Raw genomic sequence first — 11348 nt, 5'->3', positions numbered from 1 at the left:
TGTTATTGTCCTCTACTTCGTTCGGTTATGCCAGCCGATATTAACCAGAACGACTTCCATACTCGTGTGAGTTTTTCGCATTTATCGTGAAACGCTTTCGCGTTTTTCGTGCGCCGCTTCATCGCTCCCCGTGATGAGCGGCGTATGGGCATATACAAATCCATTCTCATTGAAGAATTTATGGATCGCATAGGCCGCCACACTGCGCACACGAAATGCAGCGCTAAACATATTGGTGCGTGGACGCAGGTGTGCAATTGTACGCAGGTATTCCATCGTGTGGCGCTTCTTCTGCAAAGGATAATCCGGCGTAGAAGCACCTTCTACCGTAATCTCAGACGCATGAATTTCAAATGGCTGCTTTGCCTCGGGGGTCAAAAGCAATTCCCCTGTAACGACGATCGCAGAACCGACATTCAACTTTGCAATGTCCTTATAATTGGAAAGCTTATCCGCTTCGAATACGATCTGTACCCCTTTAAAGCAGCTTCCATCATTCAAATCAATGAAGCCAAGCGCTTTCGAATCCCGAACGGTTCGCGCCCAACCGCATACGGTGACAATCTTTCCGCCGAACTCTTCCATTCCGGCATAGAGCTCTTTAATCTCTGTTCGCTTCAAAATTCTGATCCTCCTGTTTTCCGCGCGCAAAAAGCATCGTCGTCTGCGCGTTTCATTCATATGTTTCTATATTATAACACGTCACCCATCGGCGCAAGTAAAATATTTGCACTAATTTTAAAAAATATTTGTAAAACCCCCTTGATTTTTTCAAAAGAATCCGCTATAATGATCAAGCTGTCAGCGATAAGTGATCAGCAAAGCCATTTGGAGAGGTATTCTAATTGGTAAGGAGCCACATTGGAAATGTGGTGTGCCGCAAGGCATTGTGCGTTCGAGTCGCATCCTCTCCGCCATCAAAATCCAAGCAATTCGGAAGAGTTGCTTGGATTTTTCTTTTCTTCTTACGCATCTCAGGAATGAATTTGGGAATAGAACCTCGATGTGTGTGAAATACCTCTGCAATAAGTCCTTTAAAAACGAGAAGAATCGATGGATTCCTCCAAAAGGATGTTGCTTCCTTTAAAAGAAGCTCTTTCAAACGTTAGTTCTACTCAGTAAAGTATCGTGATGGCCGTTGCTTCAGAAGCACACAGATTCTTATTTCCAAGAATCGTCCCGAACCATTGGGAGTTTCTCTGAAAGCCAAGCACTGCTGTTACAACGCTATTTGAGAATCCATATCATGCATAAGATATAGATCGCCTTTATAAAAATGCTACAACTCCGCATGGCTTCCTCTATTCTTTCGAATATCAAAGGGCGCCCAAAGCACAATTGAATCTTTTCATAAAATCTCTCTCAACCGTTGGACCCATCATTTCTTGATTCAGAATACAATGGAATGCAATGAGGGTCCCTGGAACGGTTGGATAAGCGAATACTTTTTCAGAGGGTAACCGATTCCCCTCCCCTGCTTTTGGGCTCGCCATTCAGAATCCTTAGCTATTCAATGATCGTTCCCGATGTATGGAAAATACTTGGGGAATGCGTGAAAATGTCCTAAGCATATCCGTTCATTTTACGGTTGAATGAGACCCGGGCAGAACCCCATCCAGAAAAGCCAGATGTCATTTTTGTAGGTCCATCAAATGCAAAAGGATTGCTACAAAACGTTGCTTATTGGATTCATATCGAAAATATTCACGGAGAAATGCGTAAAATCCGGCCAAACCCGTATAAGCTGGGTATTTCTTCTGTTGTTCATCTAATTAAAATAAGCCCCCGGCTAGGCCGGGGGCTTATTTTATACTTTTCTACTTAAAATGACAGCTGCCTTCGCTTTTATTCCAAACCTTTTTCGATCCTGGTTTTGTTTATTCCAATGTCACCTTGTGGAAAACCTTTTTCCCCTTTTTAATGATGACATACTTTTTTCTCAAAGTCCTTCTCCAAGGAGAGCTTTGCAGAAATCGACGGAACTTTTTCGTCATCCACAGCGACACCTCCCTGTTCAATCAGCCGGCGGCCCTCTGCGCGGGACGGAGCCAACTTTGTCTTGACCATCAGATCGAGCACACCAATCTCTCCATCGACGAAGTCCTCCTCAGTAATCGCTGTGGAAGGCATATTGTCGGTATTTGCTCCTTTTCCAAACAAAGCGCGTGCACCTTCCTGTGCCTTTTGGGCCTCTTCCTCCCCATGGATCAACTTCGTCGACCTCGTAAGCAAGTATTTCCTTCGCCTTGTTGAGTTCGCCACCTTCCAGTTTTCCCAGCTCGTTGATCTCTTCTAGCGGCAGGAACGTCAATATCTTCAAGCAGCGGATGACGTCCGCATCATCCACATTGCGCCAATACTGGTAGAATTCGAAGGGCGAGGTCTTTTCCGGATCAAGCCATACAGCGCCCTTTTCCGTCTTACCCATCTTCTTTCCTTCGCTGGTTGTGAGCAATGTGAAGGTCATTCCGTAGACCTCTTTTGCCTCTTTGCGGCGAAGCAATTCCACACCGCCGATGATATTGCTCCACTGATCGTCGCCACCTAGCTCCATTGTACATCCAAAGCGATGGTTAAGCTCCAAAAAGTCATAGCTTTGCATCAACATATAGTTCAGCTCAAAGAAAGAGAGGCCGCGCTCCAAGCGTTGCTTGTAGACATTCCGCCGCCAACATACGGTCGACAGAGAAACGTACCCCCACTTCACGCAAAAACTCGATATAATTCAAGTCGAGCAGCCAATCGCCATTGTTGGCCATAATCGCCTTTCCATCTGAAAAATCGATCAGACGGGACATTTGTTTTTGGAAACAAGCGATATTGTGGTCGATGGTTTCCTTGGTGAGCATTTTGCGCATGTCGCTCTTGCCGGATGGGTCGCCGATCATACCTGTGCCGCCACCAAACAGCGCAACCGGCACGTGCCCAGCTTTCTGCATCCAGGACATCACCATGATTTGGACAAAATGGCCTACATGCAGGCTGTCTGCGGTTGGATCGAAACCGATGTAGAACGTAATCTTGTCATTATTCAGCAAATCTCGAATTTTTTCCTCATTTGTCGTCTGCGCGATCAGACCACGCGCTTTCAGTTCGTCGTATACGCCCATGTCTCTTCCTCCATTTTTTGTATTGGGGGCAAAAGAAAACGCCCCCTGCGATTTTTTGCAGAGGGCGGAGAAATCCCGCGGTACCACCTCAGTTTACCGCACCCTCACGAATGCGGCCTCATGGGTACAAACATACCCGTGCGCGATAACGTGCGCCAACCCGACCGGATCTACTGACCTCAAGGCGTTCTACCCGGCAGCTCCAGGATGTATTTCCGCCGACCGCTGCTCCCGCTTCCACCGACCGCGGGCTCTCTTTGCCAGCCGCATTCTGCGTACTTCTTCCCTTCAAGGCTATTGTCCCCATTATATCCAACCACCTTGGAACTGTCAAGGCGTTTTTTTCGCCAATTGTAACATTTCCTCCGCATTTTGCAAAAGCAACTCCGTGATCTCCGTTCCACCCATAATGCGGGCCAGCTCTTGTTTGCGGCCCTCATGGTTGAGAGCCACCACTTCGGTATAAGTGCGATCGTGTTCCACATGCTTCTTGATCTGGAAATGCATATCTGCCAGAGACGCAATCTGCGCCAAATGTGTCACGCAGATCACCTGACGCATATGGGACACCTCCCGCAACTTTCAACCCCACCTTTTGCGCGGCGCTGCCGCTGATTCCGGTGTCAATCTCATCAAAAATCAAGGTACCAATGCGGTCTGTTCCCGCGAGTACCGTTTTAATCGCCAGCATCATTCGGGATAGTTCTCCCCCGAAGCAACCTTGGCCAGTGGCTTTGCCGGTTCACCGGGATTGGTGGAAACCAAAAACTGGATTCTATCACACCCGCTGGAGTTGAGCGGACCCTTTTCGCACTGCACCAAAAAAGCTACATGGGGCATGTCTAAGAATGTCAATTCCTCCTGAACACGTTTGGCAAACTGTTTTGCGACTTCCTGCCGTTTTGCAGAAAGTTCCCCAGCCAATCGCTGTGCTTCGGCTTCAGCCGCCTGGTATTCTTTAGTCAATCGAGCGATGTGCTCATCGGACAGTTCGATGTCGGATAGCTGTTTTTTACAGGTCTCCAAAAAGGCGAGCATCTCTTCGACAGTCCCGCCATACTTTAAACCGAGACGATAAAGCTGATCCAGTCGGGTCTCGATCTGCGCCAACTCTTCCGGATCATATTCCATCCCCTCGGCAAGGCCGCCGATCTCTACCCCACAGTCCTCCAACTCATACTGTACACTGTGCAACCGCTCTGCCAACGCCGCCGCCGCAGGCAGATACCGCCCGGCTTCTGCCAATGCTTCCGCCGCTCCGGTCACAGCCGAAAGCGCTCCTTCGGCTTCAGTTTCTCCATCCAACGCCAATTTCGCCGCCTGCAAAGCGCTTGCAACTCTCTCACTGTTGCGATAGAGATCTCGCCGCTCGGTCCATTCCTCCTGTTCTCCCGGACGCAGCTGGGCTGACTCCAGTTCATCGATCTGGTAGGTCAGAAGATCTATTTTCCGCGCTTTCTGCGCTTCATCCATTTGAAAGCTATCCAATTCTTTTTTCACCCGGCACATATGCCGGTATGCATCCTGGTAAGACCGCAGGAGCGCTTCTGGAACACCCATTCGGTCCAAATATCCCATGTGGGACTCCGGCGATAGCAACCCATAACTCTCATGCTGGCCGTGAATGTGGATCAGCAGGGAACCGATTTCGCGCAATGCCGAGACAGTTGCCGGCCGGTTGTTAATCCGGCAAGAGGATTTCCCTCCGCATTGATTTCGCGCTGTAACAATAACGTGCCATCCTCTTCGAGCGTATAACCAAGTGCGCGAAGCGCTTCGTCCGTCCCCTTTCCCACATCGCAAAAAGCTGCACTGACAAAGGCAGAGCGCGCTCCAGTTCGGATCAGATCGCGTGAAGTACGCTCCCCCAGCACCGCATGCAGGGAGTCGATCAGAATCGATTTACCGGCGCCTGTTTCGCCCGTAAGAACATTGAACCCCGGTTGAAAATCAATGGCAGCCCGTTCGATTACTGCGATATTTTCAATGTAAAGCTGGGTCAACATATTGTATCACCCGACAATCTTTTTCAGTTCCGCCATCAAGCGTTCTGCGGATTCATCATCCCGCGTCACAACAAAGATGGTGTCATCCCCCGCCAATGTTCCCACAACCGACTCCCAATGGAGCCCGTCCATAGCGGCACAGATCGCCTGAGCCATACCGGTCAGCGCCTTAATAACGACGATGTTTCTGGCACAGTCGATCGAGAGGGAAGAATCCGCCAGTAAAGAGAAAAATTTTGAGGACAGATCCTTTCCCGTCTCCTTACCGGTCGAATAACGGTATTTGCCATCGTTGGAGAGCGTTTTTACCAACCGCAATTCCTTAATATCGCGGGAAACAGTCGCCTGTGTCACATCGAATCCATCTTCCCGAAGGCGCCGCAACAGTTCTTCCTGCGTGTCAATGCTGTATTCGTTGATTAGCTCTAAAATTTTGGCATGCCGCCTCGTTTTCATTTCAGGATCTCCTCTCCGCGAGTTTTTGATTGAGTACTTCATAGAAATTGTTCTGTTTTAATTTTATAATTTGCGCCCGATAACCTGAGCGCTTGATATAGATGGAGCAACAGTCTGGCACAGGAACAGCGCGCTCCCCATCCACAGTCAAAAAGATTTCGCTGTCTGCATCCCGCACGGCATGGACCTCTAGCACCGCATCACCGCCAAAGACCACGGTCCTTGCAAACAACGAGTGCGGGCAAATGGGTGTCAACAAAATACATTCCATGCTGGGATCGATCACCGGCCCGCCCGCGGACAGGGAATACGCAGTAGACCCGGTGGGCGTTGAAAAGATCAAGCCGTCTGCACGGTAGTCACACATATTGGAGCTATTGAACAGCACCTTGAAATCCAGGATACGAGAGAGCGACCCGCGGGCAATCACCGCATCATTTAATGCATAGTAGGTCTGATGTAAACCGCCCAGGACCGAATCCACCTGTAAAAGAATGCGGTTTTCCACCGCATACCGGCCGGACACCAGCTGTTCGAGCTGTTCGAGCTCATCCACCTCCAGGCCCGCTACAAATCCCAAACGGCCTACGTTGATCCCCAGGACAGGTTTTCCGGCCATCGCTGCATGTTTTGCTGCATGGATGATCGTCCCATCTCCTCCGACGGCGACAACCACATCGCAGGCGTCCAGTCCTTGATAAAAATCCTCACAGAATTGGACCCCCCTCGCTGGAAACGCCTCTTGATAACGCTGATCCATCGAGACGGCTGTGCCAAACCGGTGCAGCTGGTCAATGATACGCTCCGTGTGGAATTGTGCATCCTTTTTGGTCAGATTTGGCATGACAAAGACAATCAATGCGACTCACCACCATTTAACACTGTGTGTGATTCCGACACCAGCGCTGGAATGTCCAATGGGACACAGTGCGGCTGTTCTGCCTTGGATAGAAATACCAGGTACTCGATGTTCCCCTCCGGGCCTTTTACCGGGGAATAAGTCAGTCCTTCCACTGAGTAGCCGTGCTCCAACACAAATTGAACAATTTTATCCACCACTTCCACGTGGATGGATGGCTCACGCACCACGCCCTTTTTCCCAACCTTGCCACGTCCAGCCTCAAATTGAGGTTTTATGAGACAAACCGCCTGTGCGCCATCCGCCATAAATTGTCTTGCCACGGGCAAAACCAAACATAGCGAAATAAAGGAAACATCCACACTGAAAAAGTCCACTGGTTCGGGGACTTGCTCTGCAGTCAAATAACGCACATTGGTGCGCTCCAAATTCACCACACGCGCATCCGTACGCAGTTTCCAAGCCAGTTGGCCATACCCAACATCGATGGAATACACCTTACGCGCGCCATTCTGCAACATACAATCTGTAAAACCGCCGGTGGAAGCGCCGATGTCCATGCAGACCTTGTTTTCCAGGGAAATGGGAAATTGTTCCATGGCCTTTTCCAGTTTTAAACCACCCCGACTGACGTAAGGCAGCGTTGCCCCGCGCACTTCGATCTTTGCCGAAGCCGGCAGCATGGTGCCTGGTTTGTCGGATTTTTGATTGTCCACGTAGACATTGCCTGCCATAATCATCGCGCGCGCTTTTTCCCGGCTCTGCGCGAACCCCTGCTCAAAAAGCAGGCAGTCCAACCTCTTCTTTTCTGCCACTTTTTAACTCCTAATCAAGATGTTCTACCCTCTATGGGAGAATCCATCCTTATCTCTATTTCAAATTATGTCCAATTTTGGACTGCATCGATCACGATGCGATACATTCCATCCGCATCCAACCGCAAATCGTGCAGCGATTCCTTCATGGTCGCATGCCGCACAAATCCACGGATCGCATGCAGCATATAAACGCCCTGAAAACCGGCCTGATGTAGCAAATGCTCAAAATGCTCACCCACACCGCCCTGTTCGATTCCTTCCTCAAAGAAGAAAACACGCTTTGCTCCCTTCGCTGCTTCCACCGCCTCGGGAGGGATCGGCTTGATCCGGTTGAGCTTGATAATCCGCACAGAAATTCCTTCTGCTTTCCAGCGAGACAGCGCTTCACAAGCAAAGGAGAACAACCGGCCATACGTCACCAGTACGGTGTCTGCCTGTCCCTCTCCGTAGAAGCAAAACGCCTTTCCGTTCGGCCGGTAATCATATGGGCGGAACAACTGCCCTCCGCGCGGATAGCGAACCGCCGTCACACCGTCGCAATCATACAGCGCGGTGTGCAAGGTCTCCCGAAGTTCATCGTAATAAGCCGGGGAAAACACGGTACAATTCGGCACCGTATTCAAAAAGGCTGCGTCAAAAATCCCCTGATGGGTTTCGCCATCCTCACCCACCACGCCTGCACGGTCGATGGCAAAGGTGACTTTGAGATTTTGCAGCGCTGCATCGTGGATGATCTGGTCGTATCCGCGTTGTAAAAATGTGGAGTAGATTGCGCACACCGGACGCATCCCTCCGGCTGCAAGTCCTCCTGCAAATGTCACTGCGTGCTCCTCTGCGATACCCGTATCAAAAAAACGGTCTGGAAAGCGCTTGCCAAACTCGGTCAAACCCGTCCCCATTTGCATTGCCGCTGTGATAGCGCAGACGCTTCGATCATTAGCCGCTATCTCGCAGAGATATTGGCCAAATTGGCTGGAAAAATCCTCTCCGCTGGAGAGCTTTTTTCCCGTATGGACGTCGAATTTGGAAATCCCATGAAATACACCGGGATTTTCCTCCGCAAAGGAGTACCCTTTTCCCTTTGCAGTAATCACATGCAGCAGGATGGGGTGCTCGATGTGCTTGGCGTTCTCCAAAACTTCCAAAAGCTGCGGCAGGTTATGCCCATCGAACGGGCCGTAGTAGATAAAGCCCATATCTTCAAACAGCGTATTGTTGTACAGCAGGTGCTTAACCGCCGTTTTTGCACCCGAAATCGCGCGGTGCAAAGACGGCCCCACTCCCGGCAATTTATCCACTGCAGATTCCAAATTCCCTTTTGCACGCAAATAGCCGGGCTTCGTGCGAATCTGCGCCAGATAGCGCGCCATAGCCCCTACACTGCGGGAAATCGACATTTTATTGTCATTCAGAATAACAATAAAATTTTTCGGGAATCGCCCCGCATTATTTAGCCCTTCATAGGCCATCCCGCCTGTCAGAGACCCGTCCCCGATCACGGCAACCACATGCCCTGGCTCATGACGAATCTTTTTTGCCACAGCCATCCCGTACGCTGCTGAAATGGCCGTACTTGCATGCCCTGCATTAAAAGGATCGTACGGACTTTCCGCCCGGTTTGGATAGCCACATAGCCCGCCCCGCGTTCGGATGGTGTCGAGCTGCTCCCGGCGTCCAGTGAGAATCTTATGGGTATACGCCTGATGCCCCACATCCCAGACAATTTTATCCTGTGGCGCACGAAACACTCTATGTAGAGCAACCGTCAACTCCACGACCCCCAGATTGGAGGCCAAATGACCGCCATTATTGGCGACCGTATGAATGATTTTTTCCCGAATCTCCGAACATAGCAGCTCCAGTTCCTTTTCAGAAAGATTCTGCAAATCGTCCGGCCGGTTGATTCGATTCATCAGGTTCTCCATTCGAAAGTCCCCAGTGTTTCACTGTGGGCCGGGTTACATCGAAAGCCCGTTTTGTAGCCGGGCCGCTGTTAACGTATTGCGCAGCAACATCGCAATCGTCATGGGTCCTACGCCACCTGGAACCGGAGTGATATATCCAGCAACCTTCTCGACCTCTGCAAAGTCGACGTCACCACAGAGCTTACCATTTTCATCGCGGTCCATCCCCACGTCAATTACCACTGCACCTGGCTTTACCATATCCGCTGTCACGAATTTCGGCTTGCCGACCGCAGCTACCAAAATGTCCGCACGCTGGCAGATTTCCTTAAGATTTTGGGTTTTGCTATGACAAATGGTCACAGTCCCATGGTTGTGTAACAAAAGCATGGCCATTGGCTTGCCAACGATATTGCTTCGCCCGATCACGACGCACTCTTTGCCCTGGATCTCAATGTTTTGAGACCGCAGCAATTCGATAATACCCGCCGGTGTACAGGGCAGGAAATGGAAATTACCGATCATGATGCGGCCAACATTGGATGGATGGAACGCATCCACATCTTTCTCCGGAATAATTGCCTCCACCACGGCTTCTTCATCCAAGCCCTTCGGCAGCGGAGACTGGACCAAAATTCCGTTGATGTCTTTCTTGGCATTCAATGTGCGAATGAGTTCCATAAGCTCATCCTGCGTTGTAGTCGCCGGCAGGGCATACTCCTCGGAATAAATCCCTGTCTGTGCGCAGGCTTTCTTCTTGTTGTTTACATAAGTGCGCGATGCGGGGTCGTCCCCGACAATAACCACCGCCAGGCCCGGTGTGACGCCCTGCTTTTTGAGCGCCTCCACCTCTTCTGCTACCTGCGTGCGTACATTTGCCGATACTGCCTTTCCATCGATCAACTTTGCCATTTCCAAAATCCTCCTATACCGATCTTAGTCTTCCTGTTTCCCATTGTCCAGAGCCTCATCGACCTCTTCTGGGGCCACCTGCGTCCCCTCGCCTGCTGGAGATTCCAACGGCGTCTTCAGTGTGGTCAATGTAGGCTCTTCCCCTTCTGCCGGTTTTTCCTGGGAGTTCTCCCGCATTGCCGCCGGCTCTGGTTCTTCCTTCCCCTCTTCCGGCTCTCCAACCCCCTCAGGCTCCTGATTCGCCTCTGCAATGGCTGGCTCCGGGCCATCTTCTTTTTCAAAGTTCTCCAACGTTTCTTCCCCTTCCGTCTCCAAAGAAACATCCTCTGTCTCCATCAATTCCTCGGGAATGGTCTCCTTGAGGGCATTCATCGCCATCACTTTGGCAGAGCCGCATCCGGAGAGGCTGGTGCGGTTGCGGAAGATCACCAAAAAGATCACGCCCACCAGTACCGTAGCTGCAGCCACCAGTTGAGAAACACGTAGATCGAAGAATGGAGTCAGCAGGCTGTCCGTGCGCAACCCTTCGATAAAGAAACGTCCAATCCCATACCATACCAAATAGAGAAGGAATACCTGCCCGTCATATCTTCTGAGCTTCCGGCAGAAGATATGTAGCAGGACGAATCCCAACAAACACCATACCGACTCATAGAAGAAGCAGGGATGCACCGGACCGTTTACCACGGCGCGAGTTCCCTCGCTGACCATACCCCAGGGCAGATCCGTCTGGCTGCCAAACGCCTCTTGATTGACAAAGTTTCCCCAACGGCCGATACCCTGTCCGATCAAAAAGCCCAATACCGCAATGTCCAACACAGCGGGAATTCTCAATTTGCAGATCTTTGCCGTGATTACGCCACCCAAAAGGCCGCCGATGATTCCTCCGTAGATGGCAAGTCCACCTTCGCGAATATTAAAAATCTGCATCGGGTCGCGAATATACAGATCGCCAGGATAGAAAAGTACATAGTAGAGCCGTGCCCCGATGATGCCGGTGACCATGCCGACCAACACACAGTTGACCAACTTGTCGCTGTTGATGTTCATCTTTTTACAGCTGAACATGGCATACAGGAATGCCAACATAAACCCAACGGCGATGATAATGCCGTACCAAGCAATCGGGGTATCCCCAATGCGAAAGGCTGTGGGGTCCACATGGAATTCCCAGCCGAGTTTCGGAAATTGTACAGTATACATTTCAAATCCACCTTCCCCGCGCGCGGTAAAAAATCAGGAAAGCCGCCAAGCTCCGCGCGGGAAGCCTGGCGGTTTGATTT

The 11348-nt window shown here is 50.7% G+C and carries 10 protein-coding genes, 1 tRNA gene, 2 pseudogenes and 1 other annotated feature; of the genes and pseudogenes, 2 read left to right on the top strand and 11 right to left on the bottom strand.

From position 1 onward, the window contains the following. Positions 1–120 precede the first annotated feature (120 nt). Positions 121–621 (bottom strand): annotated as a pseudogene (locus ACGCCZ_RS09875) (OB-fold nucleic acid binding domain-containing protein); the annotation flags it as partial. A gap of 209 nt (positions 622–830) precedes the next feature. Between ACGCCZ_RS09875 and ACGCCZ_RS09870 the strand changes: the two are divergent. Together ACGCCZ_RS09870 and ACGCCZ_RS09865 are read left to right on the top strand one after the other, a co-directional pair. Further along, positions 831–917: transfer RNA gene (locus ACGCCZ_RS09870), tRNA-Ser, on the top strand. 671 nt (positions 918–1588) lie between these two features. Next, a complete protein-coding gene (locus ACGCCZ_RS09865) occupies positions 1589–1825 on the top strand; it encodes a hypothetical protein (RefSeq protein ID WP_411655920.1) in 237 nt (78 codons plus the stop codon). Positions 1826–1877: 52 nt separating this feature from the next. Here ACGCCZ_RS09865 and tyrS read toward each other — a convergent pair. The 10 genes and pseudogenes from tyrS to lgt form a co-directional block, all read right to left on the bottom strand. After that, a pseudogene (gene tyrS / locus ACGCCZ_RS09860) lies at positions 1878–3110 on the bottom strand (tyrosine--tRNA ligase). 57 nt (positions 3111–3167) lie between these two features. Next, positions 3168–3411, bottom strand: a binding site (T-box leader). Between the two features lie 29 nt (positions 3412–3440). Then, positions 3441–3671 carry a hypothetical protein gene (locus tag ACGCCZ_RS09855; protein WP_411655919.1) on the bottom strand — a complete coding sequence of 77 codons (231 nt, stop codon included), beginning with the start codon at positions 3669–3671 and terminating at the stop codon, positions 3441–3443. 129 nt (positions 3672–3800) lie between these two features. After that, a complete protein-coding gene (locus ACGCCZ_RS09850; RefSeq protein ID WP_411655918.1) occupies positions 3801–4766 on the bottom strand; it encodes a hypothetical protein in 966 nt (321 codons plus the stop codon). After that, a complete protein-coding gene (locus ACGCCZ_RS09845; protein WP_411655917.1) occupies positions 4742–5116 on the bottom strand; it encodes an AAA family ATPase in 375 nt (124 codons plus the stop codon). Before ACGCCZ_RS09845 ends, ACGCCZ_RS09850 begins: the two co-directional genes overlap by 25 nt. Positions 5117–5122: 6 nt before the next feature. Then, positions 5123–5572 carry an arginine repressor gene (locus tag ACGCCZ_RS09840; RefSeq protein WP_054323399.1) on the bottom strand — a complete coding sequence of 150 codons (450 nt, stop codon included), beginning with the start codon at positions 5570–5572 and terminating at the stop codon, positions 5123–5125. 1 nt (position 5573) lies between these two features. Next, positions 5574–6431: an NAD(+)/NADH kinase gene (locus tag ACGCCZ_RS09835; protein WP_054323400.1), complete on the bottom strand. Its 858-nt coding sequence runs from the start codon at positions 6429–6431 to the stop codon at positions 5574–5576. Then, the gene (locus tag ACGCCZ_RS09830) at positions 6428–7246 is read right to left on the bottom strand and encodes a TlyA family RNA methyltransferase (RefSeq protein ID WP_054323401.1); all 819 of its coding nucleotides are present in this window, start codon (positions 7244–7246) and stop codon (positions 6428–6430) included. The genes ACGCCZ_RS09835 and ACGCCZ_RS09830 overlap by 4 nt, the downstream gene beginning before the upstream one ends. Before the next feature lie 65 nt (positions 7247–7311). Further along, positions 7312–9174 carry a 1-deoxy-D-xylulose-5-phosphate synthase gene (dxs, locus tag ACGCCZ_RS09825; RefSeq protein ID WP_411655916.1) on the bottom strand — a complete coding sequence of 621 codons (1863 nt, stop codon included), beginning with the start codon at positions 9172–9174 and terminating at the stop codon, positions 7312–7314. Between the two features lie 33 nt (positions 9175–9207). Beyond that, positions 9208–10065 (bottom strand): bifunctional methylenetetrahydrofolate dehydrogenase/methenyltetrahydrofolate cyclohydrolase FolD, encoded by an 858-nt coding sequence (gene folD, locus ACGCCZ_RS09820; RefSeq protein WP_054323403.1) that lies wholly within the window; start codon positions 10063–10065, stop codon positions 9208–9210. A 24-nt stretch (positions 10066–10089) separates the two neighbouring features. After that, entirely contained in the window at positions 10090–11268 is a 1179-nt protein-coding gene (gene lgt, locus ACGCCZ_RS09815) for a prolipoprotein diacylglyceryl transferase (RefSeq protein WP_082402105.1), read from the bottom strand. Between the last annotated feature and the right edge of the window lie 80 nt (positions 11269–11348).

The sequence above is a fragment of the Anaeromassilibacillus sp. SJQ-1 genome, from assembly GCF_046693725.1.
Classification (GTDB): domain Bacteria; phylum Bacillota; class Clostridia; order Oscillospirales; family Acutalibacteraceae; genus Anaeromassilibacillus.
Note: the sequence above shows the minus strand (reverse complement) of the source record. Positions and strands in the feature narration are given on the sequence as shown.

Bases quoted from the DNA above. Each gene is read 5' to 3' on its own strand.
- ACGCCZ_RS09855 (WP_411655919.1), bottom strand. From the start codon at position 3,671: ATGCGTCAGGTGATCTGCGTGACACATTTGGCGCAGATTGCGTCTCTG.
- ACGCCZ_RS09845 (WP_411655917.1), bottom strand. From the start codon at position 5,116: ATGTTGACCCAGCTTTACATTGAAAATATCGCAGTAATCGAACGGGCT.
- ACGCCZ_RS09840 (WP_054323399.1), bottom strand. From the start codon at position 5,572: ATGAAAACGAGGCGGCATGCCAAAATTTTAGAGCTAATCAACGAATAC.
- dxs (WP_411655916.1), bottom strand. From the start codon at position 9,174: ATGGAGAACCTGATGAATCGAATCAACCGGCCGGACGATTTGCAGAAT.
- folD (WP_054323403.1), bottom strand. From the start codon at position 10,065: ATGGCAAAGTTGATCGATGGAAAGGCAGTATCGGCAAATGTACGCACG.
- lgt (WP_082402105.1), bottom strand. From the start codon at position 11,268: ATGTATACTGTACAATTTCCGAAACTCGGCTGGGAATTCCATGTGGAC.